Source organism: Bradyrhizobium lablabi (assembly GCF_018131005.1).
Taxonomy (GTDB): domain Bacteria; phylum Pseudomonadota; class Alphaproteobacteria; order Rhizobiales; family Xanthobacteraceae; genus Bradyrhizobium; species Bradyrhizobium lablabi_D.
This window is the reverse complement of sequence record NZ_JAFCJK010000015.1, coordinates 1-22,084: the sequence shown is the minus strand read 5'-3', so window position 1 is coordinate 22,084 and position 22,084 is coordinate 1. Positions and strand designations below refer to the sequence as shown.

The window sequence follows — 22,084 nt, the reverse complement described above, 5'->3', positions numbered from 1 at the left end:
CATTACAATGGCAGACATTACGGTCAGATTTTTCAACAACCACGACGAAGGCCTTTTCAAAGTCACATGGGCGATGGGCACCACCGAGGTGTTCTATCACACGAGCATCAGTCGGATCGAAACCCGCGCAAAGCAAGCTCGAGGAGCTCTGCAAGCGCTCGTCGACGCTGGCCGCGACAAGGAATACCACAAATACGACGATCTCGTTCGCAAGCTGGCGCAACAAGGAAACGCGCTCTTCGAAGCGTTGCTGTTTGGCGACCAGGCGACCGACAAGGCAGAGGCGGCGCGAGCGCGCAACTGGATCAAGAACTACTTCAGGCCCGGTCGAGACATCATCACTTTTCGTCTTCCGTCCAAAGTTCACTTTCCGTGGGGGTTGGTCTACGACGAACCGGTGGACGACAAGACCGATCCGCAGGAGTTCAGGAAGCATTTTTGGTGCGTGAAGTTCACTGCCGCCGTTCATTACTTCGTCAATCGTTTTGAATGGTTCGAAAGCGCTTGGCCGAAGCAGCGCTTCGGGCTGCTGTTCGGCGCTGACCAGGAGCTGTGGACCGCCACGTCTTCAAAACTCCAGCCCGCGGAAAAAGATCGGCTCAACGTGCTCCTGGGCCAACCACCGGAGCCGAGCTTCAGGTTGGATGATATTGGAAGGCAATGGCGCGGTCAGGAGTCGGCTCTGAAGGGAATATTGACGCTCTATTGTCATGCCACCGGCAACGAGCTTTCAATCGGGGGAAGGACGCTGAGTGCTGACGAATTCGAAGAGATGTTCGAGCGCCAGGACCTTCAGAATGCATCTCCGCCGGCACTCGTGTTCCTGGCAGGATGCAAGACCAGCGTCGGCGACCTTCATCAAGGGTTTTTCCGGGCGACTGCGAAGCCTGGTTATTGCGGCTTCATTGGCACGGAAGTGAAGGTTCCCGACATCTTCACACTCCGCTTCGTTACTCATTTCCTGGACCGGTTCTTCGCAACCGGCGAACCGGTCGGCCGAATCATGTTGGCGTTGCGCATGGAGCATTGGCCCTTGAGCCTGGTTTTTTCGGTTTGTTGCCCCGTCGATCTCCGCTTGGAGGCGGCGGAGGGTGCCATGGCGCAAGCTGGCCTGAACCTCTCAACCGAACTCGTTTCAACCGGATGATTCAATGTATATCAGCGCCGAAGCCCCGCCGGAGCCCGTCCCCGCAACGATCAGTTGGCCCAACAATCCGTACAAGGGCCTTAGCTACTACACCCCCATCGACGCCGGTCTGTTTGCCGCGCGCGAACGGGAAATCCAGCTCTGCGCGAACATTGTCAGCGACGGAGATCTCAAGGTCTTGCTGCTCCACGGGACGACAGGGTGCGGAAAGTCATCCTTTCTTCGTGCGGGACTTATTCCGCACCTCGAATCCAGCGTCGACGGCTTCCAGTTTCTGCGCACTTTCGATGCGGAGGATGTCAAAGCGCTCTTCATCCGGTGCACCGAGGCGCCGCTGCAGCGGATGTGCGAGGTTCTCTATGACTGGGGCGACACACCCTTTCGCATAGACCTGCCCAACACTGGACCCCAGGAACTGTCGCTGCTGCCGATTCGAGGCGAAGCGAGCAGCCGAGAAGAGTTCGTGGAAGCCAATGCAACATCGGTCGAAAAACTGATCAGCGTTCTGCGGATCGTTGGCAAGCTCCTCCCGAGGACAGTCGTGCTGGTAATCGACCAAGGCGAAGAGATTCTGACGCTCGACCCGCGAGACACCAAAGGCAATCGTCGCACCTTCTTTGATTTCCTGATCGCCTTCAGCAAGGCGACAATCGACATGAAGCTGATCGTTGCCTTGCGGAAGGAATATTTCGGAGACTTCTTTCCCGAGCTCGATAGCCGGCGCTACAACCGCGACAAGCCCCGAGCCTTTCAGCTACAGGAGCTGACGAACGAACAACTGGTTGAGGCCATTCGGATTCCGACGTCGCGCAACGTACGAACGAAATACCTTCAAGGAAGAAGACAGCCGGGCGATCACTACGATTTCGATTTCGAGTTCGGTCTGCCCGAAACGATCGTTGGTAATATGCAAAAGGCGAAGACGTCTGGCGGAATCCTGCCTGTCCTGCAGATCACATGCGAGCGTCTCTACCGGGGCGCCAAGGATCGATGGGCGAAAAGCTTTTCGACATTCGGCTCAACGCGTCTGATCAGGTCTTCCGACTACGAAAAGCTTGGACCGCCCGACAGTCAGGTCGGGCAATATATCGACGAGGCGATTCAGGCTGGTATTATCGAGCAGTTTCCCGACTTGAAAGGCTTTGAGTTCGAGGAAGAACGGGACCGCTGGAAGGACGTCCTGCATGCCATGGTCCACAAGCAGTCGGACAATACCGCTCTAACACTCATCCTCAGCGAGTATCGGTTCGTTGAAATTGCGGAGGAAATGGAATGTCGCGCAAACCCGACGCAGATGGCACAGTTTCTCTCGCAGGACGAGCGAAGGATCTTGCGTAACGATCCACGTGGGCAGAGCGCGAGTGCGAAGCCGGTGCCAATCTTCGCGGGTACACAGCTAAACACTTCCGAAAAGGGTGACGAAAGGCACCCTGATACGGATGCGGCCCCCCTCTACTACAGCCTTGGACATGACGCGATCGCGGTAGACCTGGATTTTTGGGGCTCGGCGAGAACTGTCATCAAGAAGCGGCGGGAGTTTGTGCGCGGCTGGCTCGAGCTAGCCAACAAGATAGCCGGTGGCTACATCATCCTGATAGCAATAGCTATCGCTTACGCCAGCATCGATGACTGGAATTTCAGAGCGCTCGGGCGACTTTTTTCCAATCCCGCGAACATGTTCAATGCGCTGCTGTGGTACGCTTTTCTGTGCATCGGTGCAAACCTGTTCATTTTTTCGAAGCGGCTCGCGCGCCATATGGATGGAATCGTGATCCGCTCCTCGATCTTCAAGGCGTTCTTGATGAGCCCGAAAGCTCAATCCTGACGCTTTGCTTCCCTGATGACCATGTCGCAAGGGCGCGATGATGGTGCGTTCGAGAACCACGCAGCGGAACGACGATCGCCTTTCGACGGCGCGGCCGTAGCAACCACCCGGCTGAGGACGAACCTGCGATCGGCGTGCACCGACCAACGGATCGTGCAATGCTTCAACCAAACGAATCAGAGGCGCGGGCGGACGCGCTTCTCATTTGCGCGGCGCATCGACATGATCCTGCAATCGCTCGCCGGGCTGCCGGCGTTCCTGGTCTATTTCTGCACGGCGCTGTTGTCCGTGATCGCCTACCTCTTCGTCTATACCCGCGTCACGCCGCATGACGAATTCCAATTGATCCGCGACAACGATCCGGCCGCTGCGATCGCGCTCGGATTGAGCCTGCTCGGCTTCGTGCTGCCCGTTGTCAGCGCGATTGCGCACGCCGCCAATGTCGTGGACTGCCTGATCTGGAGCATCATCGCGCTGATCGTGCAGATCATCGTCTACTACATCGTCAAAATCCCGGTGCCGAACCTGTCGGCGCGGATCGCGTCAGGCGAGCTCGCGCCGGCGATCTGGCTCGGACTGTCCTCGCTGGCCGCAGGCGCGCTGAACGCGGCCTGCATGATCTACTGATCATGGCGGAGAAGCCCAATCCGGAATTCGGCAAGCGCCGGCGGGCGGAGCCGCCGCGGCCGGCCATTGCCGCCAAGCGATCCAACCACGTCGCACTGCTCGTGATGGGCACGCTCGCCGTGGGCGGCAGCGCCTACGCGCTGATGCCGCGCGAGGACTGCCGACCGGCCTCGCCGGGCATGGCTGCGCCCGCGGTCCCGCAAGCAGGCACCGAATGTGCGCCGCGCAGCTCTTCATCAGGATCGGGCGGCCGCGGCGGCGGCGGAAGCTCCTCGCGCAGCAGTTTCTTCAGCGGCGAGTCCGGCGCATCGTCATCGACCTCCCCTTCAAGCTCCGTGAGCCGCGGTGGCTTCGGTTCCTTCGCCCATGCGTTCGGCTACAGCGGCGGCTGAACACGATCCCTGCACGATAGCGTGTGCAGAAGCGCTTTCGCTTGCCGGGCGATCGCGGGTGGTGGAAACTTGAAGCCCGATTTTCGATGAAAGGATCGCCGCCATGAAACGCTCGCGCCGCGTCTTGCTGACAATGATGGGGAGTGCGGCGATCGGCGCAGTGTCGATGGGCCTGACGCCGCGCCGCGATTGCGGGCCCGGCAGCAGCGTGCTGTCCGGCCCGGACGGCAGGCCTTATTGCGGGCCGGCCTATGGCGGTTTCGGCGGTGGCGGGCTGCATCACTTCGGCGGTCATGGCCACGGCCACGGCGGTCATGCGCATGGCGGCGGCGGCTGACGCCTCTCGCCTCGTCCGATAAAGCCATGGCCGACCATGCAACGGATTGAATGTCCCGAACGCGACGACTGGCGCGCGACGGCGGAGAAGTCCGGCTTCGATTTCCACACCATCGACGGCGAACGCTATTGGGACGAACGCGCCTACTACGCATTCACGCTCGAGGAGATCGAGCGACAGATCGAGGAGCCGACCGGCGAGATCGACGCGATGTGCCTCGAACTGGTGAGCCATGCGATCGACGATGAAAATTATCTGCGCCGGCTGAAGATCCCCGAGGCGTTCTGGGATTTGATATCGCAGAGCTGGCATCGCGACGAGGCCAGCCTCTACGGCCGGCTCGATCTCAAGTTCGACGGCAAGGGTCCTGCGAAACTGCTTGAATACAATGCCGACACGCCGACCTCTATCTTCGAAGCCGCGGTGTTTCAATGGACCTGGCTCGAACAGGCGATCGAGCGCAACATCATTCCCAAGCGCGCCGATCAGTTCAACTCGATCCATGAGCGGCTGATCGAGACCTGGGCCAAGCTGGCGGGCGAGCATCCGCTGCACCTCGCCGGCATGACAGAAAACACCGAAGATGCCGGCACGCTCGCCTATCTCGAGGACACCGCGGCGCAAGCCGGACTGAAGACCACACTGCTCGACATCGAAGAGATCGGATTGCGCGACGACGGCCAGTTCGTCGATCTCGACGACCGCCCCATCGAGCTCGTTTTCAAGCTTTATCCGTGGGAGTGGATGTTCCACGATGCGTTCGGCAAGAACCTTGCGAAGGCCCCGACGCGCTGGATCGAACCGCCATGGAAGGCGATCCTGTCCAACAAGGGCATCCTGCCGCTGTTGTGGGAGATGTTTCCCAATCATCCGAATCTGCTGCCAGCCTATTTCGAGGACGACCCCAGGGTCGCGAGCCTCGGCACGTCGTTCGTGCGAAAACCGATCTATTCGCGCGAAGGCGCCAATGTTGCCCTCGTCAGCGCGGGCATTACGCTGGTCGCGCAGGAAGGTCCCTACGGCGCCGAGGGCTTCGTCCGTCAGGCACTGGCGCCGCTGCCGAATTTCGCCGGCCAATATCCAGTGCTCGGAAGCTGGCTGGTCGATCACACGCCATGTGGGTTGTCGATCCGGGAGGACGAGAACCCGGTCACCGGCAACGCGTCGCGGTTCTTGCCGCACGCGATTTTATGAGATCGGCTGGCGAATTCGTCGCTTGGATCGAGAAACCGAACTCAGCGCGCAGCCACAGCCTTCAGCACATGCGGCAGGGCGCCGGCGCGGGCGACCGGAGCGTTGCTCGGCTGATAGAGTCCGCGCCTGTCGGGATAGGCCTTGAAGAGATTGGTGATGCCGACCACGGATTCGGCCGCCCCCAGCGCGAGCACGCCGTCAGGCTCGAGCATCCGCACAAGCTTGGCGAAGATGCCGGCCTTGGTGTCCTGATCGAAATAGATCAGCACGTTGCGGCAGAAGATCACGTCGAAGGTGCCGAGGTGGGAGAGGTCCTGCAGCAGATTGAGCTGGCGGTGCTGCACCATGCCGCGGATATCGGCGTTGAGCTGCCAGAGTTCACCCTTCTGCGTGAAATACTTCACCAGGAGCTGGATCGGCAGGCCGCGCTGCACCTCGAACTGGCTGAACAGGCCGGCCTTGGATTTTTCCAACACTCCCTGCGACAAATCGGTCGCGACGATCTCGGTCCGCCAGCCGGCAAGCGCCGCGCCCGCTTCCTTCAGACACATTGCGATCGAATAGGGCTCCTGTCCGGTCGACGACGCCGCGCACCAGATGCGCAACGAGCGGCGCGCCGCGCGCGCCTGGATCAACGCCGGAAGCACGGCTTCCTTCAGATGGTCGAAGGGAATTTTGTCGCGGAAGAAGAACGTCTCGTTGGTGGTCATCGCCTCGACCACATCGGACGTCAGCGGCTCGGCGCCACTCTTGAGCCTCTGCACGAGCTCGGGGATGCCGGCAAGATTCGACCTGCGCGCCAGCGGCACCAGGCGGCTCTCCACCAGGTACTGCTTGTCGGCAGAGAGATCGAGACCGGAGCGCTCCTTCAGAAGTCTACGCAGATACTCATAATCCAGGGGCGTCACGAACGGTCTCCCGAAAACACACGAACCAGTTTCGGCGCGATCTGGCTCAGCGGCAGCACGGCGGCACAGATGCCGGCGTTGGCGGCCGCGCCGGGCATCCCCCACACCACGCTGGTCGCTTCATCCTGGGCGATCACGCTGCCGCCCGCGGCGACAATCTCCTTGCCGCCACGCATGCCGTCGGAGCCCATGCCGGTCAGGATCAGCGACAGGATGCTGCCCTGCCAGACGTCGATTGCGGAGGTGAACAGTGGATCGACCGCGGGCTTGCAGAAGTTGACCGGCGGGCCGTCGTCGAGCGCGATGACCGCGTCCGCGCGGTGGCGAGCGACACGCATGTGGCGACCGCCGGGGGCAAGATAGATCTGGCCCGCCCTTACCGTCTCGCCGTCGATCGCTTCCCGCACCGGCCGCCTGCTGGTCCGCGCGAGGTGCTCGGCGAGAATTGTGGTGAAGGTCGGCGGCATATGCTGGGTGATCAGCACCGGGAAGCGATCGATCACCGGCCCGATTTCGGCGACGAGCGACATCAGTGCCTGCGGACCGCCGGTCGATGAGCCCACCAGCAGCACCTTGGGCGACAGCAGGCCAAAGGGACGGCGGACGATCTGCATCGGAGCGGCGGGCACCGTCGTCGCGCCCGGTGTGGCACGTGGCCCGTCATGACCCGGCGCCAGCTGCGGGCTGGCAGTGCTGTGAAAGGTGCCGCGACGAGCCTTGGCGCCAAGGTGGCGGATCTTCTGAATCAGGTCGTGACGGAAAGTTTCGGCGGCGCTCGCTTCGCGCGTGCTCTCCGGCTTCGGAATATAGTCGGAGGCGCCGAGCGACAGCGCCTTCAGGCTGATCTCCGCATTGCGGCGGGTCAGCGTGGACGCCATGATGACGACGAGGTTGCGCTTCTTCGCCAAGAGTTGCGGCAACGCCGAGATGCCGTCGAGCTCCGGCATTTCGATGTCGAGCACCGCGACATCGGGGTTGATGCGCTCGAGCTGGTTGACGGCGTCAAGGCCGGTGCGCAGGGACGCCGCAACTTCCATGTCGGGCTCGGCGGAAATCCAGCGTGCGATCAATCCGCGGATGACGACGGAGTCGTCGACCACCATCACCCGTACCTTGTCCGTACGGGACGATATCCGGGTCGGGGCACTCGTCAACGCAACACTCATGACCTTCACCAGCGACGCAACGGCACAAGTTACGACGGTTGAGCCGAAGGCTTCTGCCGCCGGATCGACCGCGGGAGTGAAGCGCGATTACTTCAGGACGATCGCGCTTGTTATTGGCTCTAGATCAGTCCGACTTCCTGGAACTTCGCGGTCACGATGTCCTTGTCGAACGGTTTCATGATGTACTCGTTGGCCCCGGCATGCAGCGCACGGGCGATGTGCGCGACATCGTTCTCGGTGGTGCAGAACACCACCTTGGGCTGGTCGCCGCCGGGCATGCGGCGGAGATTGCCGAGGAATTCGTAACCGTCCATGACGGGCATGTTCCAGTCGAGCAGCACAGCCTCGGGCATCGCGCGCTTGCAGACTTCAAGCGCTTTCTCGCCGTCCTCCGCTTCCACGATCTGGAAGTCGAGGCCTTCCAGGATGCGGCGGGCGACTTTGCGAATGACGCTCGAGTCATCGACAACAAGACAAGTTCTCATTTGCGACCTCTACTTCCTCGTCCTCCGGAGCGGACGTTTTGGTTCTTCAGTCTCTGGCCGACGCCGCCGTATCAGGCTGCCTTGGCATCGGGCATCAATTCGAGCACGCGGTCGACGTCGAGCACGACCATCAGCTGTCCGTCGAGGCGGTGGACGCCGCCGGCAAGCTTGGCCATGCGGGGGTCGAGGTTGACCGGATTTTCCTCGCGGCTGTCGTCGGGCAGGCGCAGCACCTCACCGATCTGATCGATCAGAAGGCCATAGGATTCGCCGCGCTGGTCGACGCCGACCGCCATCGACGGCTGGCCGTCACTGGGCCTGGGCAGGCCGAGGCGGGCGCGCATGTCGACCACGGTGACGATGCGGCCACGCAGATTGAGTACGCCGGCGATCTCGGAGGAGGACAGCGGCACCCGGGTCAGCCGCTCCGGCATGAACACGTCCTGGACGCGGGAGATCGGCAGGCCGAACAACTGCCCGCCGATCACGGCGGTGACGTATTCGGCCATGGTGCCCTCAAGGATATCGCTCTTGTTCGTCATCGCTCTCGGTTTCCCTAACGCCGCGTCATCAGGCCGCTCTGCGGATCTCGGCGGTCTGTTCCTTCAGCGCCGCGATCAGGCCGGGCCGGTCGAACTTCGCGACATAGTCGTGGAAACCGGCCTGCCGGCCACGCTCGATCGCCGCCGGCGAGACCATCGCGGAAAGCGCGATGATCGGCAGCCCATTGAGGTTGTGGTCGCTGCGGATGCTCTCGGCGAACTCGAAGCCGTTCATGTCAGGCATCTCGATGTCGGTCAGCACAACGTCGAAGTTTTGTCCCGAGCGCAACGCGGCCAGGCCCTCCTGCGCGGTCGGCGCGGTCCGTACCTTGTAGCCGGCGGCCTTGAGCACCGGCGCCAGCATGTTGCGGAAGAACGCCGAGTCGTCGACCAGCAGCACCGACTGCGCGGTCGCGGACGGCCGCATCTCCTTGCGCGTGAACCAATCGGCAAACGCCATCGGCAGGAAGTGGCCGACATCGATCACTTCGGTGGCCTGGCCCTTGATCACGGCGGAGCCCAGGATGCCGTCCTCCGAGCCCGTGACTTCGATGTTGAGCCGCTCCTCGACGATGTCGATAATCTCGTCGACCACGAGTCCCATGGAGCGGCCGTCGTCGGCAAACACCAGGATCGGCTGGGTGCCTTGGGCCTGCACGCTGACTCCTGCCATCTGCACGAGCGGCATCAGTTGCTCGCGGTATTGCACCATGTAGCGGCCGTTTGAGAGTTCGATCTTGTCGGTGGCGATCTCTTCGAGCCGGGTGACGAGGCCGAGCGGCACCGCCTTGGGCTGGCTGGTGCCGGCGCGGAACACCAACAGCGAGGTAAGCTGCTCGCCGGATGAGGCGTGCGAGGCCGCCCCTTCCTCCGCCATGTCATGGGCGGAAGAACCGGAGGCGCCGAGCGCCTTGGCGATGCCGTTGGGGTCGATGATCATGATGACGGCGCCATCGCCCAGGATGGTATTGCCGGAGAACATGTCGATGTGGCGCAGCTTGGTCGACATCGGCTTGACCACGATCTCCTCGGTGTGGAACACGCCGTCGACCACAATGCCAAAGGTCTGGCTACCGACCTGCGTCACCACGATAAAACCGTTCTCGGGATCGGAGGTCGCGCCGTCGTCGATCTTCAGGAGCTTCTTGAGGTGGATCAAGGGCAATAGCTTGTTGCGCAGCCGCAAGACCGCGGTGTCCTTGATCCGCTCGATGCGATGCTCGGAATTGGCGCGCGCCCGCACCAGTTCGACCACAGACAATTGCGGGATCGCAAAGCGGTCGCCACCAGCTTCCACGATCAGCGCCGAGACGATCGCAAGCGTGAGCGGGATCTTGATGGTGACGGAGGCGCCTTCGCCAGCCACGCTCTTGATGTCGATGGTGCCGCCGATCTGGTCGATATTGGTGCGCACCACGTCCATGCCGACCCCGCGGCCGGAGACCGAGGTCACCTGCGCTGCGGTGGAGAAGCCGGGCGCGAAGATGAACTTGTGGATCTGCGCCTCCGTCATCTTCTCGAGCTCGGCCTCGGTGACGAGCCCGTTCTGCAGCGCCTTTGCCTTGATCCGCTCGGTGTTGAGCCCGCGGCCGTTGTCGGCGATGCAGATGATGATGTGGCCGCCCTCGTGATAGGCGGACAGGCGGACGGTGCCCTGCTCCGGCTTGCCCGCGGCGAGCCGCTCGGCCGTGGTCTCCAGGCCATGGTCGGCCGAGTTCCGCACCATGTGGGTCAAGGGATCCTTGATCAGGTCGAGCACCTGGCGGTCGAGCTCGGTGTCGGCGCCGTGCATCTCCAGTTCGATCTGCTTGCCAAGCTCGCCGGAGAGGTCGCGCACGATGCGGGGCAACTTCTGCCAGGCATTGCCGATCGGCTGCATGCGCGTCTTCATGACGCCCTCCTGCAGCTCGGCGGTGACGTTGGAGAGGCGCTGCAACGGCACCTTGAATTCGGTGTCATCGTTGCGCCTTGAGATCTCGAGCAGCTGGTTGCGCGTCAGCACCAGCTCGGAGACCATGGTCATGAGGTGTTCGAGGGTGTCGACATTGACCCGGATCGACTGGTTGGCGATCTTGTCGCCTTCCTGCACCTCAACCTCCGCCGCTGCCGCTCTCTTCGGCGGCTTTTTCGCCTCCGCCGGCTCCGCCGCGGGCTTCGGGGCCGGTGCCGCCACCTCGGTCGCGGTCTCGCGGAAGGCGCGCTCGAGTTCGTCGAGCGAGACCTCGCCCGGGCGCAGCGGGCGCTCCAGCGTCTGCACAACCAGCATGCCCTCGGTCACCATCGGCTGGGTCGGCGGCGCCTTGACGACCGGCACAACAGCTTCTTCGGAAGCAACAGTCTCACCGGCGGCCATGGCCGCCATGCCGCGCTCGACCATGGCTTCCAACTGATCGATCAGGTCGCGATCATTGCCTTCCGGCTCGGCCTCGGTCGCCTCAAGACCTGCAAGAATCTCCTTGATGCGGTCGATCGAGGACAGGATCAGCGTCACGGCTTCGGCCGTGACCGGCATGCCGTCGCGGAATTTGCCCATCAACGTCTCGCCGGCATGCGCCAACGCTTCCAGTCGCGGCAGGCCGAGGAAGCCGCAGGTGCCCTTGATGGTGTGGACCAGGCGGAAGATGTTATCGAGAATCTTCGCGTTGTTGGGCTCTTGCTCGAACCGCACCAACTGGTTGTCGACTGTGTCTAGACTCTCGCTGGTTTCAGTCAAAAACTCCCGCAACAGATCGTCCATGAAACCAGCCTCGAACGCAGCGGCACGCGACATCGGCGCGCCTGACGAAACTCGGCCAGCTTCCCCGCAAACCGTTTAATATTGGTTGAGCAACTGGAAAAGAACGGGATCAACAAAGAGATAAGGCCACACAATTCAATTCGCGCGGCGGGTCGTAACAGTTGATTAACAATTTCTGCGTGCAGGCGCCCTCAGGACGCAGTGACGATCACGGTTTCGCCCTCGGGCGCGAGCGTAACCTTCAAACCGCAGGCCTCTGCCAGCAGCCGCGTGTAGTGCGGCTGCACCGCGTGCGCATCCACGGTGTTCGACGATGTCGCATTGAGCAGGTCGACGATGTTCTGCGGCACGCGGGCATTGAGGCCGGCCGCCGTGATCCGAAAGCCCATGCCCTCGCCTTCGCCGACCGGATCGACGGTGAGCGTGCCGCCGCGCGGGATCGTCTGCTGCGCGATCACCAGCAAGTTCAGCAGCAGCTTCGCGCGATTCTTCGGCAGCAGCAGCCGCGGCAAATTCCACGTCAGTGTGACCTTGCCGTCCTCGATGTGTCCCTTCGCCATGGCCTGGGCGTCGCCGAGATCGATTTGCGCGCCGGAGGAACCGGCCGCACCGAAGGCCAGACGGCAGAACTGCAGTCGCGCCGAGGCGGTCTTCGCGCTCTTGCGGATCAGATCAAGCGCGAAGTCGCGATCCTCGGGCTTCGGGTTGTCATCAAGGACCTCAAGCCCATTGACGATTGCGCCGACCGGGCTGATGAGGTCGTGACAGACACGCGAGCACAAAAGCGCCGCGAGTTCGAGTGCATCGGGAGCGGTACCGGGAGACGAAGTGCCAGACATAGAATGTTCCTGGAAAGCCGCACGCCGCGTAAGGAGTGCGAATCACGCATGCCTGTGGGCTTGATACACTGCGAAAGCGCATGCTGCCAGCTTGCGGCGGCCCTGATAAGGGGAACACGAACAGGATATGGGATCCGCTCATGAATGAGGCACCCCCACCCGTCGTCGACCGCGAGACCGCGGCCACGCTGCTCGAACCGCTCACCGAGCTGGTGATCCGGGCGGGCGAGGCGATCCTCGCGGTCAATCGTTCCGCGATGAAGGTCGACGGCAAGGGTGACGGATCGCCGGTCACCGAGGCCGACTTTGCCGCCGACCACGTCATCGTCGAAGGCCTGGCACGGCTGGCGCCGCGCATATCGCTGTTGTCTGAGGAACGGGTCCCCACCGCGAAGCCGCCGTACAAGGACAGCTTTTTCCTGATCGATCCGCTCGACGGAACCAAGGAGTTCGTCGCCGGCCGCAACGAGTTCACGGTCAATCTTGCCTTGGTGACCGACGGCGCACCGTTGCTTGGCATTGTCGGCGCACCGGCGCTCGGACTGATCTGGCGCGGCATCGTCGGCCGGGGCGCGGAACGACTGACGCTGCGCGATGGCAGCGTTTTAGACGTTGCGTCGATCAAGACCCGTGCCTGTCCGCCGAGCGGGGCGCCATGGACGGTCGCGGTCAGCCGCTCGCATGGTGACGACCGTACCGAGTCCTTCATCGCGAAGCGCGGCGGTGCCGTACGCTCCGTGCTGGGCTCGGCGGTCAAATTCGGCCGTCTTGCCGAGGGACAGGTCGATATCTATCCGCGCCTCTCGCCGACCTGCGAATGGGACGTGGCGGCGGGCCACGCGGTCGTCACGGCCGCGGGCGGCAAGGTCACCGATTCAAACGGCGCGCCTGTGCATTTCGGCCTCGGCCGCGAGGACTTCATCGTGCCGGAGTTCATCGCCTGGGGCGATCCGGCGGCGGCATCCTGACCTACTTGGCGAGCTTTTCTTCCAGCTCCGGCCAGCGCGCCCTGGCTTCCCCGAGGTAGCGGGCCGGATCGGCAGCGAAGGCGTCGCGGCTCGCTTCCCGGCCGAACAGATAGAGCCGCTGTCCGACGATCGCCCAGAAACGTGGGTTGCCGGCGCAGGCGACCCCGCGCACCACGTCGGTCGGATCGTAGCCGCCGAACTGCGGACCGTAGATCTCGGGGTGAGCTGCGAAGGACGCGCGATTGCCCTCGTTGCGGAAACGCCAGACAGCCCCCTCCTTGGCGACTTCGAATTCGGGCCGCCCCTCGATAGCAACGGAGTCCGTGAAATAGGCGACGGGATCGAAGCCCCTGATGGCGAGGCCCGAATAGCGCCCCACCACCACCCGCTCGGTCGTGGCGGCCCGGGCGGCCGAGCCAGGCCAGACCGTCGCTAAAATGCCCGCCAACAGGCCGAAAAACGCCATCGGGGCGCACCAAGCGTATCTTTCCTGCCGTTGTACCGTCATAGTTGCTGCCGATAACATCCGAGTCGAGGGGAGACTGGACGCAACCTAGAGCCGTGTTTGTTGGCGTCGGGTTAAGGGCAGCGTCCGGAATTTCGATACCAGGGGTTCTTTATGACTTTCGCATCACGCCTCGCTGCGGTCGCGCTCGCCGCGCTGATGTGCTGGCCCATGCAGGCTGCGGCGCAACAGCCCACCGGGCGATACCCGCAGGCACAGCGTGAGCCGGGTCCGTATAATTACGGACCGGACGAACTGGTCAACGCCGGACACAAGTTCTTCGGCAACGTCTCGCGCGGGCTCGCCTCGATCATCGAGCGCGCGGTCAGCCAGTGGGGCCTGCCCAATGGCTATGTGCTGGGCGAGGAAGGCTCCGGAGCCTTCGTCGCGGGGCTCCGCTACGGTGAAGGCACGCTTTACACCAAGAATGCCGGCGACTTGCGGGTCTACTGGCAGGGACCGTCGGTCGGCTTCGACTGGGGCGGCGACGGCGCGCGCACCATGACGCTGGTCTATAATCTGCCCTCCACCAACGCGATCTACCAACGCTTCGTCGGGATCGACGGCTCAGCCTATATTGTCGGCGGTTTCGGCATGACCGCATTGACCGCCAACAACATCGTGCTGGTGCCGATCCGCTCTGGGATCGGCTTGCGGCTGGGCGCCAATGTCGGCTACCTCAAATACACCCCAAACGCGACCTGGAACCCATTCTAGTCCGTCAGTCTTATGGGTGATTGCCCGAGCCCGCGTGGCAGCACTAGATCATGATGCGATTATGTCGAATCGCATCGTGATCTCATCTCCTTGTTTGAGCATGATCTCCGCGCAAACGCCGCGCGTTTGTCGCGAAAGCCGCTACACACTTTTCCGGATCATGCTCTGGCGATTCACGTTAACGCGGCTATGGGCTGGCGTTTGGCCGGCCTGCCGTGGCATTGTGCTTAACAAATTGTTTCCTCCGGTGGAGTGACCCTTCATGATCGAACCGATCATGTATCTGGCGATCGGTTTCCTGGTCTCGATGCTGTGCGGCCTCATGATCGTGCCGCTGGTGCACAACCGCGCCGTGCGGCTGACCACGCGCCGCATGGAAGCGGCAACGCCGCTGTCGATGGCCGAAATCCAGGCCGACAAGGACCAGCTCCGCGCGGAATTCGCGATGTCGGCGCGCCGGCTCGAGATCAGCGTCGACCAGCTCAAGAGCAAGACCACGAGCCAACTCGCCGAGCTTGGCAAGAAGACCGATGCCATCAACCGCATGAAGATCGAGCTCGGCGAGAAGAACGCCACGATCTTCGCTCTTGAGGCGCGCGAAAAGGCGATGAAGGAGCAGCTTCGCGCCACCGAGGAGGAGTTCGGCGCCAAATCCGAATTGTTGCGCACTGCCGAGCAGGCCCTGGCCGGCAAGCAGGCCGAGCTCGGCAAGATCAATGCCGAGCTGAACGACCGCTCGATCACGGCCGACAGCCGCCAGATCGAACTCGTTGCAGTACGGACGCAGATCGACGAATTGAAGGGCCGTGTCGGCGATGCCGAGAAGGAGTTCTCGGCAACCCAGGCTCGCCTCGCCCAGGAGCGCAACGCCTCGGAAGCCGCAACCCGCGACCTGACCGACGCACGCGGCCGGGTCGAAAATCTGAGCCAGCGTGTCACCGATCTCGACCGCCAGCTCGTCATCCAGGTGAAGGAAGCCGAGCTGCTCGGCAACCGCGTCAACGACCTTGAAGGACGGCTTGCGACCCAAGGCAAGCTGTTGGCCGAGCGCGAATATGAGAACGCTCAGCTCAAGCAGGCCAATGACGCCGCCGAACGGACGGTGAAGGAGCTCCGCGAGGAGATCGCCGCGATGAATGGGGGCAGGTCGCCCGAGGTCGAGAAGCTGCGCCAGGAAAAGGCGGCTGCCGAGGAACAATTGCGCATCGCCCGCGACGAACGCTCCAAGTTGCAGCGCGACGTCAACACGATCCAGCAGCAGGCCGAAAGCTCATGGGCGACCGAGCGCATGGAGAACGCGCTGCTGCGGGAGCGCATCAATGATATCGCCGCCGAGGTCGCCAAGCTCGCCATCCAGCTCGAAGGGCCGAATTCGACGATCGAGGCCATGCTCGCGGCCGAACCGGCAGTGGCCGCCAAGACGGCGGCAAAGCCGGCCAACGGCGCGGCGGCCCCGGCCGGCGGCCTGCCGGAGGGCGGCGGCACGCTTGCCGAGCGGATCAGGGCGCTGCAGTCACATGCCTCCCGCGCCCGCCAGCAGGGGGCGTGATCTCGCAGGTCTCGCGCAGGTCTTGGCTTGACACCCCCACCCGGCACTTCGTAAATCGCGACGTCTGACGAGTGCATCTCGTCCGGCCGCCATCGCGGCGCTTGATGTCAGATCCCGGACGCATAGCTCAGCGGGAGAGCGTTCCCTTCACACGGGAGAGGTCCAAGGTTCGATCCCTTGTGCGTCCACCATCACCCGGGGCCGGGTTAGAGCATCATCGGTTCTGATTGAATCAGAACAGAAGCTCTCAATTCTTGTTTTGACGCGTTTTCTTCACGCGAACCGGCGTCCACTTCGCTCGAAAACGCTCTAGTGTAGCTCGCTGTCTTGACGCGGCAGCATGATCTCACCTCCTTGTTTGAGCATGATCTCCGCAACGCTGCGCGTTTGTCGCGAGGGAAAACCGCGACACACTTTTCCGGATCATGCTCCAATGTCGTCCCCAACCGATTGACGCCAGCGTCCGCAGGCCGCGCTTGCGGTCGTTGACTCACGATCGAGCGGCACGTGGCGGCCGCGAGTGCCCCGAGGTGCGTCGGTTGAGTTCACCAAGCAGGTCGCGAACGGCGCCGTCAAAGTCGTCAGGCTCGGCGTCCCGATCGACGGGTCGCCTGGTGCGCGGCTGTTGTCGGCGGCGGCTGCCGAGACCGTCATTCGCGGCGACGAGAAGGCGCTCGAGATCGATGGCATCACCCGCTCCGGCGCCGGCCACCGGCTGCAGAAGGCGTTCGTCCTGAATCTCCCTGACCGTACCGCGGGGTGCCCGACGGCGGCGGGAGGCCGCTTCGCGAAGGGCATATCCCAATCCGAAGCCGATGCCGAAAACGGCGACAATGATCAGAAGTCCGAGCATTCTGTTGTCCCGCAATCACCCTTCCGCAATGCAGTAAGCCCGACAATGAGGCACGGAGTTGACGATCGCGCGTCCGTTTGGGAGCGCGGCAGTCGCTAATGTGGCGCCGCCGATATGCGGGATCCTACGGGCTTTTATTTGTGTTCCGCCTCAGCTACTACCTCGGGGAACTCGCGGGGCGGCGGGGGAACCTGATGCGCAAGGGTAACGACTACATCTTGAGACTGCGGCCGTGGTCCTTGTCCACGTTCGTCGCCGCGTTGCTGGTGCTGGCGGTCGCCGCCGCGATGCAGGAAGCATTCGTGACTTTCGGCGGGCAGTTTCATTTCGCAGGCTTCGTTCCTGCGATCCTGATTGCGGGACTGCTTGGCGGTGCTCCTGCCGGCATCTTCGCCACCATCGTCACGATCCCGATCGTTGTGTGGGCTTTCATGCCGCCCTATTTTGAATTCACTTGGCCAACGGCCACAGAATACGACAGCATCTCCACGTTCCTGCTGTCGAGCGCTCTCGTCGTCTGTTTTTCGCAGCTCTATCGGGACGCGCTGGCCATTTTGCGGAAGTGATTTTGGATCCGCCTTGTGCCGCCCGCGCGGTGACGGTCAATCCTGTTGCCGATCGAGATAGCAATGACCGCGCGGAAATTTGTCATGCACTTCGCCACGCCGGCCGGAAGCGCCATCTGGCGTTCGCGCCGGTCGTTCGCCGGCGTCGGCAAGCGGGCATTGCGGCGATAGCCGCCCTCAAATCCCGAACATCCAGACCGCGACGATGGTGGCGAGCGTCGCCATTCCGCTGATGGTCCAGCCGACGGCGTAGAAGGCATCGTCACGAGTGGTGTCGAACATCGGGTCGGTTGTATTCGCCATGGGTCGCCAGCGCATGCGACTCTCCTCGGAACTCCTGCCCTGCCAGATAACGCAACGTGGGGTTCCCGGTTCCACGTGTGACCCGCGTTAATCACGGACAACTGATCCGAGCGGCGGAACTGATCACAGGCGCTTCCGTTGAGGCGCGCCGGGAAAAAGAAAAGATGGAGACTATCCGATGCGAACATTGATCCTTGCCGCCACGGCCCTCGCCTTTCTGTCGTCGACCGCGCTCGCGCAAGACAAGGCCGGCGGCATGGCCGCGCCCGCGGCGAAAAGCGACGACGCCATGAGCAAGGGCGAGGCCACCAAGATGGCTCCGAAGAAGGCAAAGAAGACGGCCAAGAAGTCGAGCGCGAAATCCGGCGAGGATGCGACCAAGCAATAGACAGACATGCTTGCGCGTTCGGCGATCGTACGAAAGGCCGCCCGCGGGCGGCCTTTCGCTGTGTCGGCCCGTTTGGTCCTCGATCCGTTACGTCGCGCCTGCGTCGGCCCGTGGTGAGTGGTCGAGGTTCATAAAGGCGTGCGGAAGGGGGAGAGCAAAAGAGAAACGGAGCCGGTGATGCGCACCGTCATGGGATCGTGCTGAAAATTGACCACCAGCCCCTGTAATTTCTCCTCCTGCCGCGGCCACATTTGTGGCGCAAATACGGAAGGGATGCATGATCCAAACGGGCTATGACAGCCGACATGCGCGAAATTCCGTTCCAACATGACCGCCGCCGCGGCCACCGAAAACAATCTTCTACATCTGCACTTCGATCAGCCGCGGGCCCGGCTCGGCGACCGCCTCCGCCAGCGCCTTGTTGAAATCGTCGGCTGTCGCGACCGCCCGGCCCGGCACTCCCATGCCCCTGGCAAGCGCGACGAAATCGATGGTCGGACGATCGATCTTCAGCATGTCCTGCGCGCGCTTGCCCGGCTCGCCGGCGCCGACCCCGTCGAACTCGCCGCGCAGAATCTGGTAGATGCGATTGGCGAACACGATCGTGACGACGTCGAGGCCTTCACGCGCCTGCGTCCACAGCGACTGGATGGTGTACATCGCGCTGCCGTCGCCAACCATGCAGATCACCTTGCGATCCGGACAGGCGACCGCTGCGCCGGTCGCAACCGGCGTCGAAAAGCCGATCGACCCGCCCATGTTCTGCAGCCAGTCATGCGGCGCGGCAGCCGCGGTGGGCGGGAAGAAGCCGCGCCCGGTGGTGACGGACTCGTCGACCACGATCGCGTTTTCCGGAATCGCACAGGCGATCGCCTGGGCAATCGTCGTGAAATTGAGAGCGCCTGTCGGCTTGGTCAGCTCCTGCAGCTTCTGCGGCTTGACGTCCTGCGGCCTGGCGTGGAGCACGTTGGCGAGCGCTTCAAGCGCTGCGACGGAGTTCTCGCCCCAGGCGGTCATCCGATGCACCTCGCAGCCTTCGGGCTTCAACAGGCTCGGCTTGTTCGGATAGGCGAAGAACGCCACCGGATCATTGGCCTCGACCAGCACGATGTGGCGAAAATCCTTCAGGATCGGCAGCGCCTGCTCGATCACATAGGGGATGCGATTAATCGAGAAGCGGCTGCGACCGCGCGCCATGCGGGGGTGATAGGTCTGGCCCATCACCGTGCAGCCGGTCTTGCCGGCGATGCGCCGCGCCAGCGCCAGTCCCTGCTCGGTCAGCGCGCTGCCGGTGACCAGCAGCAGCGTATGCGCGGCATCACCATGCAGAATCCTTGCCGCGGTTTCGACCGCCTGCGGCGAATAGCTCGGACGCTGCTTGTCCGCCGGCACATCGGCAATACCGTCGGCTTCGTTCCAGGCCGTATCGGCGGGCAGGATCAGCGTCGCGATCTGCGGCGGCGCGCTCTTGGCAGCGGCGATCGCCGCGGCGCCGTCGGCGGCCACGGACTTCGCATCCGGCGAGGTTCGCACCCAGGCCGACATCGGCCGCGCCAGCCCTTCGATGTCGGACGTCAGCGGCGCATTGTAGCCGATGTGGTAGGTCGCGTGCTGGCCGACGATGTTGACGATCCCGGAATTGGCCTTCTTGGCGTTGTGCAGATTGGCAAGGCCGTTGGCGAGGCCGGGCCCAAGATGCAGCAGCGTCGAGGCCGGCGTGCCCTTCATGCGGAAATAGCCGTCGGCCGCGCCGGTCACCACGCCCTCGAACAGGCCGAGCACGCAGCGCATGCCCTCCACTCGGTCCAGCGCGGCGACGAAATGCATCTCCGAGGTGCCGGGATTGGTGAAGCAGACGTCCACGCCGCCCGCGACCAATGTCCGCACCAGACTTTCCGCGCCATTCATGGCCTCTCTCCCGGAGATCCTTTTCAAGGTATGGTCCAGATCAACCATTGTTCATCCGTTTCGTCAAAGGCTTAGCGGACAATGCAGATATCGCGTCCACTGTGTTGCCTTTTTCAACCGTGTTGTCCGAAAGTTTCGCGCTCACGGCTTCGTCGCTTGCGAAAGGGCGGCAACTATGGCCTGTCTTCCAGATATTTAATGTTTCGCGAGGATGACGATGATCCGCTCGATTCCCCTGTTGTTTGCCGCCCTCACCATGCTGGCAGGCGCCGGCCAGGCCCAGGCCGAATTCTTCGACTCTCGCGACGCCATGGGCGGCCTGAACTTCTTCGGCAGGGGCGCGAGCCCGATCTCGCGCGCCACCGTCTACTACCCGACCAACTACGCGCCCGGCACCATCGTCATAAGTACCTCCGAGCGGCGGCTCTATCTGGTGCTGCGGGACGGTCAGGCGCTGCGCTACGGCATCGGCGTCGGCCGCGACGGCTTCCGCTGGAGTGGAACCCATCGCATCAGCGCCAAGAAGGAATGGCCGTCGTGGACGCCGCCGTCGCAGATGCTGCGCCGCCGCCCCGATCTGCCTCGCCACATGGAGGGCGGCATCGAGAACCCGCTCGGCGCCCGCGCGATGTATCTCGGCTCGACGCTCTATCGCATCCACGGCTCGAACGAGCCCGAGACGATCGGACAGGCGGTCTCCTCCGGCTGCTTCCGCATGACCAATGAGGATGTCACCGATCTCTACGACCGCGTTCGGGTCGGAACCACCGTCGTCGTAAGGAATTGAGCGACGTCGAATCCAAGGGACTCGACGACGGGGTGCGGCGTCAGCGCTGATCCAGCCTTGCATCGCCGCGCGGGTTGCGGCAGCGTGGCCGGGATGCTCCGACCTTCGATTCTGCTTCTCGCCGCGGCGCTTGCCGCCATCCTTGCCGACGCGGTCGACACGCGCGCCGCGGTGACCGAAATTCCGGCGATCGCCTCGCGTCAGCGCAACGAGAGGAAGGCGTTCAGCGATGCGGAAATCATCACGGGCTTTCTGAAGATCGCGTTCGGCGCCGAATTCCAACTCGCCGGCAAGGTCGACCGAATCCGCAAATTCGACGGCCCCGTGCGGGTGTTCGCCGATGGCGACCGCGCCGACCGCAAGGCCCAGCTCGCGAAGATCGTTGCCGACATCGGCGCCAAGGTCAGGCATCTCGACATCGCAATGACCGAGAACAGTGAGGCCGCCAACGTGCGGGTCAAGCTCGTGCGCGATCGCGACCTCTATCGCACCATTACCACCTTCTACGGCATCGAGCGTGCGAAGGAGATCCGCTCCTCGCTCGACCCGCAATGCCTGTCCGGCTTCCGCAAGAACGAGAGTTACGAGATCGAGCATTCCGACGTGATCCTCACCGTCGACAATGGCGACTTCGTCTTCTTCGATTGCGCCTACGAGGAACTGTTGCAGTCGCTCGGCCCGATCAACGACACCGCGACTGTCCCGTGGACGATGTTCAACGACAGCGTCTCGATGGGCTATTTCGACGTCTACGACCAGTACCTGCTCAACCTGCTCTACGATCCCCGTATCAAGCCCGGCATGGCCGCGCAGGAGGTCAAGGCGGTGCTGCCCGACGTGCTCGCCGATGTGCGTGCGTGGGTGAGGCAGGTGAATCATTTGGCGGAGTGAGCCGTCGTTTTCGGGTGAAGCGCACCGCAAACGCCACGTCGTCCCGGGCGCGGACCAACGACATTGAGACCGGCTTCCTGCTCACGGCGTCATGCCGTCATCGCGAGGAGCGAAGCGACGCAGTGGATTGCTTCGCGGAGCCCGTCATCGGGCGCGCATTCGCGCGATCCGGTGGCTCACAATGACGCTGGTCATGTGTCCTCGTTCTCGCGACGCCGCGCGCTCGAGGTTTGATCACTTTCCACCCTCATGAGGAATGAGGGCGCAGGGAAAGCCGGGTGCCGATCGCACCCATGGGCCCCGTGCAACAAAAAGCACGGGGGTAGGACCACAGGTGTAACCGGAAACAGCCCGGCTTTCCCTGCGCGATGGTTTTACGGCTTATTTCGCGCTCTCCTCGGTGAGACCGGGCTTTGTTGCCACCGTCGCCCCTGAGAAGCGTGAGCTTCT

General features: G+C 63.1%; 24 protein-coding genes and 1 tRNA gene. 15 read left to right on the top strand and 10 right to left on the bottom strand.

Annotated elements, in window-relative coordinates:
• Positions 1-7 precede the first annotated feature (7 nt).
• The 6 genes from JQ553_RS31155 to JQ553_RS31130 all read left to right on the top strand — a co-directional run bounded on the left by JQ553_RS31155 (position 8) and on the right by JQ553_RS31130 (position 5,522).
• Positions 8-1,147, top strand: coding sequence for a CHAT domain-containing protein (locus JQ553_RS31155; RefSeq protein WP_212503894.1), 1,140 nt, complete (start codon positions 8-10; stop codon positions 1,145-1,147).
• 4 nt (positions 1,148-1,151) lie between these two features.
• Positions 1,152-2,972, top strand: a complete 1,821-nt coding sequence (locus JQ553_RS31150; protein ID WP_212503893.1) for an ATP-binding protein — start codon at positions 1,152-1,154, stop codon at positions 2,970-2,972.
• Positions 2,973-3,194: 222 nt separating this feature from the next.
• Positions 3,195-3,599 carry a DUF350 domain-containing protein gene (locus tag JQ553_RS31145; protein WP_212503892.1) on the top strand — a complete coding sequence of 135 codons (405 nt, stop codon included), beginning with the start codon at positions 3,195-3,197 and terminating at the stop codon, positions 3,597-3,599.
• Between the two features lie 2 nt (positions 3,600-3,601).
• A complete protein-coding gene (locus JQ553_RS31140; RefSeq protein ID WP_212503891.1) occupies positions 3,602-3,991 on the top strand; it encodes a hypothetical protein in 390 nt (129 codons plus the stop codon).
• A gap of 103 nt (positions 3,992-4,094) precedes the next feature.
• Positions 4,095-4,328 carry a hypothetical protein gene (locus JQ553_RS31135; protein WP_212503890.1) on the top strand — a complete coding sequence of 78 codons (234 nt, stop codon included), beginning with the start codon at positions 4,095-4,097 and terminating at the stop codon, positions 4,326-4,328.
• Positions 4,329-4,364: 36 nt separating this feature from the next.
• Positions 4,365-5,522, top strand: a complete 1,158-nt coding sequence (locus JQ553_RS31130; RefSeq protein WP_212503889.1) for a glutathionylspermidine synthase family protein — start codon at positions 4,365-4,367, stop codon at positions 5,520-5,522.
• 41 nt (positions 5,523-5,563) lie between these two features.
• On the opposite strand, the gene JQ553_RS31125 is transcribed toward JQ553_RS31130, so the two are convergent.
• The 6 genes from JQ553_RS31125 to chpT form a co-directional block, all read right to left on the bottom strand.
• On the bottom strand, positions 5,564-6,430 hold the full coding sequence (locus JQ553_RS31125; RefSeq protein ID WP_212503888.1) for a protein-glutamate O-methyltransferase CheR: 867 nt from the start codon (positions 6,428-6,430) through the stop codon (positions 5,564-5,566).
• Positions 6,427-7,596, bottom strand: a complete 1,170-nt coding sequence (locus JQ553_RS31120) for a chemotaxis response regulator protein-glutamate methylesterase (protein ID WP_212503887.1) — start codon at positions 7,594-7,596, stop codon at positions 6,427-6,429. Before JQ553_RS31120 ends, JQ553_RS31125 begins: the two co-directional genes overlap by 4 nt.
• A 119-nt stretch (positions 7,597-7,715) precedes the next feature.
• A complete protein-coding gene (locus JQ553_RS31115) occupies positions 7,716-8,081 on the bottom strand; it encodes a PleD family two-component system response regulator (RefSeq protein WP_212503886.1) in 366 nt (121 codons plus the stop codon).
• Between the two features lie 71 nt (positions 8,082-8,152).
• Positions 8,153-8,623 carry a chemotaxis protein CheW gene (locus JQ553_RS31110; protein WP_212503885.1) on the bottom strand — a complete coding sequence of 157 codons (471 nt, stop codon included), beginning with the start codon at positions 8,621-8,623 and terminating at the stop codon, positions 8,153-8,155.
• A 28-nt stretch (positions 8,624-8,651) separates the two neighbouring features.
• Positions 8,652-11,360: a hybrid sensor histidine kinase/response regulator gene (locus JQ553_RS31105; protein ID WP_212503953.1), complete on the bottom strand. Its 2,709-nt coding sequence runs from the start codon at positions 11,358-11,360 to the stop codon at positions 8,652-8,654.
• 191 nt (positions 11,361-11,551) lie between these two features.
• Positions 11,552-12,199 (bottom strand): histidine phosphotransferase ChpT, encoded by a 648-nt coding sequence (gene chpT / locus JQ553_RS31100; protein ID WP_212503884.1) that lies wholly within the window; start codon positions 12,197-12,199, stop codon positions 11,552-11,554.
• A 140-nt stretch (positions 12,200-12,339) separates the two neighbouring features.
• On the opposite strand from chpT, the gene JQ553_RS31095 reads away from it, so the two are divergent.
• The gene (locus JQ553_RS31095) at positions 12,340-13,167 is read left to right on the top strand and encodes a 3'(2'),5'-bisphosphate nucleotidase CysQ (protein ID WP_212503883.1); all 828 of its coding nucleotides are present in this window, start codon (positions 12,340-12,342) and stop codon (positions 13,165-13,167) included.
• Position 13,168: 1 nt separating this feature from the next.
• On the opposite strand, the gene JQ553_RS31090 is transcribed toward JQ553_RS31095, so the two are convergent.
• Positions 13,169-13,633 carry a YHS domain-containing (seleno)protein gene (locus tag JQ553_RS31090; protein WP_212503882.1) on the bottom strand — a complete coding sequence of 155 codons (465 nt, stop codon included), beginning with the start codon at positions 13,631-13,633 and terminating at the stop codon, positions 13,169-13,171.
• 153 nt (positions 13,634-13,786) lie between these two features.
• Between JQ553_RS31090 and JQ553_RS31085 the strand changes: the two genes are divergently transcribed.
• The 5 genes from JQ553_RS31085 to JQ553_RS31065 all read left to right on the top strand — a co-directional run bounded on the left by JQ553_RS31085 (position 13,787) and on the right by JQ553_RS31065 (position 17,357).
• Positions 13,787-14,389 carry a DUF1134 domain-containing protein gene (locus tag JQ553_RS31085; RefSeq protein ID WP_212503881.1) on the top strand — a complete coding sequence of 201 codons (603 nt, stop codon included), beginning with the start codon at positions 13,787-13,789 and terminating at the stop codon, positions 14,387-14,389.
• Between the two features lie 262 nt (positions 14,390-14,651).
• On the top strand, positions 14,652-15,938 hold the full coding sequence (locus JQ553_RS31080; RefSeq protein ID WP_212503880.1) for a hypothetical protein: 1,287 nt from the start codon (positions 14,652-14,654) through the stop codon (positions 15,936-15,938).
• Positions 15,939-16,054: 116 nt separating this feature from the next.
• Positions 16,055-16,129 (top strand) — tRNA-Val (locus JQ553_RS31075).
• Positions 16,130-16,458: 329 nt separating this feature from the next.
• Positions 16,459-16,890: a hypothetical protein gene (locus tag JQ553_RS31070; protein ID WP_212503879.1), complete on the top strand. Its 432-nt coding sequence runs from the start codon at positions 16,459-16,461 to the stop codon at positions 16,888-16,890.
• Positions 16,890-17,357, top strand: a complete 468-nt coding sequence (locus JQ553_RS31065; protein ID WP_249144713.1) for a DUF4118 domain-containing protein — start codon at positions 16,890-16,892, stop codon at positions 17,355-17,357. Before JQ553_RS31070 ends, JQ553_RS31065 begins: the two co-directional genes overlap by 1 nt.
• Positions 17,358-17,534: 177 nt before the next feature.
• Here JQ553_RS31065 and JQ553_RS31060 read toward each other — a convergent pair whose 3' ends face one another.
• A complete protein-coding gene (locus tag JQ553_RS31060; protein ID WP_212503878.1) occupies positions 17,535-17,675 on the bottom strand; it encodes a hypothetical protein in 141 nt (46 codons plus the stop codon).
• Positions 17,676-17,838: 163 nt separating this feature from the next.
• Between JQ553_RS31060 and JQ553_RS31055 the strand changes: the two genes are divergently transcribed.
• Positions 17,839-18,048 (top strand): hypothetical protein, encoded by a 210-nt coding sequence (locus JQ553_RS31055; RefSeq protein WP_212503877.1) that lies wholly within the window; start codon positions 17,839-17,841, stop codon positions 18,046-18,048.
• 128 nt (positions 18,049-18,176) lie between these two features.
• Here the strand turns inward: JQ553_RS31055 and JQ553_RS31050 are convergent, their stop codons facing one another.
• Together JQ553_RS31050 and JQ553_RS31045 are read right to left on the bottom strand one after the other, a co-directional pair.
• The gene (locus JQ553_RS31050) at positions 18,177-18,404 is read right to left on the bottom strand and encodes a hypothetical protein (RefSeq protein ID WP_212503876.1); all 228 of its coding nucleotides are present in this window, start codon (positions 18,402-18,404) and stop codon (positions 18,177-18,179) included.
• Between the two features lie 4 nt (positions 18,405-18,408).
• The gene (locus JQ553_RS31045) at positions 18,409-19,956 is read right to left on the bottom strand and encodes an acetolactate synthase large subunit (protein ID WP_212503875.1); all 1,548 of its coding nucleotides are present in this window, start codon (positions 19,954-19,956) and stop codon (positions 18,409-18,411) included.
• Positions 19,957-20,173: 217 nt separating this feature from the next.
• On the opposite strand from JQ553_RS31045, the gene JQ553_RS31040 reads away from it, so the two are divergent.
• Positions 20,174-20,743: a L,D-transpeptidase gene (locus JQ553_RS31040; protein ID WP_212503874.1), complete on the top strand. Its 570-nt coding sequence runs from the start codon at positions 20,174-20,176 to the stop codon at positions 20,741-20,743.
• 93 nt (positions 20,744-20,836) lie between these two features.
• Positions 20,837-21,634, top strand: a complete 798-nt coding sequence (locus JQ553_RS31035) for a DUF2927 domain-containing protein (protein ID WP_212503873.1) — start codon at positions 20,837-20,839, stop codon at positions 21,632-21,634.
• The last annotated feature ends 450 nt before the right edge of the window (positions 21,635-22,084 follow it).

Bases quoted from the DNA above. Each gene is read 5' to 3' on its own strand.
- chpT (WP_212503884.1), bottom strand. From the start codon at position 12,199: ATGTCTGGCACTTCGTCTCCCGGTACCGCTCCCGATGCACTCGAACTC.
- JQ553_RS31155 (WP_212503894.1), top strand. From the start codon at position 8: ATGGCAGACATTACGGTCAGATTTTTCAACAACCACGACGAAGGCCTT.
- JQ553_RS31090 (WP_212503882.1), bottom strand. From the start codon at position 13,633: ATGGCGTTTTTCGGCCTGTTGGCGGGCATTTTAGCGACGGTCTGGCCT.
- JQ553_RS31140 (WP_212503891.1), top strand. From the start codon at position 3,602: ATGGCGGAGAAGCCCAATCCGGAATTCGGCAAGCGCCGGCGGGCGGAG.
- JQ553_RS31135 (WP_212503890.1), top strand. From the start codon at position 4,095: ATGAAACGCTCGCGCCGCGTCTTGCTGACAATGATGGGGAGTGCGGCG.
- JQ553_RS31105 (WP_212503953.1), bottom strand. From the start codon at position 11,360: ATGGACGATCTGTTGCGGGAGTTTTTGACTGAAACCAGCGAGAGTCTA.
- JQ553_RS31150 (WP_212503893.1), top strand. From the start codon at position 1,152: ATGTATATCAGCGCCGAAGCCCCGCCGGAGCCCGTCCCCGCAACGATC.
- JQ553_RS31120 (WP_212503887.1), bottom strand. From the start codon at position 7,596: ATGAGTGTTGCGTTGACGAGTGCCCCGACCCGGATATCGTCCCGTACG.
- JQ553_RS31115 (WP_212503886.1), bottom strand. From the start codon at position 8,081: ATGAGAACTTGTCTTGTTGTCGATGACTCGAGCGTCATTCGCAAAGTC.
- JQ553_RS31045 (WP_212503875.1), bottom strand. From the start codon at position 19,956: ATGAATGGCGCGGAAAGTCTGGTGCGGACATTGGTCGCGGGCGGCGTG.
- JQ553_RS31060 (WP_212503878.1), bottom strand. From the start codon at position 17,675: ATGCGCTGGCGACCCATGGCGAATACAACCGACCCGATGTTCGACACC.
- JQ553_RS31080 (WP_212503880.1), top strand. From the start codon at position 14,652: ATGATCGAACCGATCATGTATCTGGCGATCGGTTTCCTGGTCTCGATG.
- JQ553_RS31040 (WP_212503874.1), top strand. From the start codon at position 20,174: ATGATCCGCTCGATTCCCCTGTTGTTTGCCGCCCTCACCATGCTGGCA.
- JQ553_RS31055 (WP_212503877.1), top strand. From the start codon at position 17,839: ATGCGAACATTGATCCTTGCCGCCACGGCCCTCGCCTTTCTGTCGTCG.
- JQ553_RS31110 (WP_212503885.1), bottom strand. From the start codon at position 8,623: ATGACGAACAAGAGCGATATCCTTGAGGGCACCATGGCCGAATACGTC.
- JQ553_RS31065 (WP_249144713.1), top strand. From the start codon at position 16,890: ATGTGGCGCCGCCGATATGCGGGATCCTACGGGCTTTTATTTGTGTTC.
- JQ553_RS31085 (WP_212503881.1), top strand. From the start codon at position 13,787: ATGACTTTCGCATCACGCCTCGCTGCGGTCGCGCTCGCCGCGCTGATG.
- JQ553_RS31145 (WP_212503892.1), top strand. From the start codon at position 3,195: ATGATCCTGCAATCGCTCGCCGGGCTGCCGGCGTTCCTGGTCTATTTC.
- JQ553_RS31130 (WP_212503889.1), top strand. From the start codon at position 4,365: ATGCAACGGATTGAATGTCCCGAACGCGACGACTGGCGCGCGACGGCG.
- JQ553_RS31095 (WP_212503883.1), top strand. From the start codon at position 12,340: ATGAATGAGGCACCCCCACCCGTCGTCGACCGCGAGACCGCGGCCACG.
- JQ553_RS31035 (WP_212503873.1), top strand. From the start codon at position 20,837: ATGCTCCGACCTTCGATTCTGCTTCTCGCCGCGGCGCTTGCCGCCATC.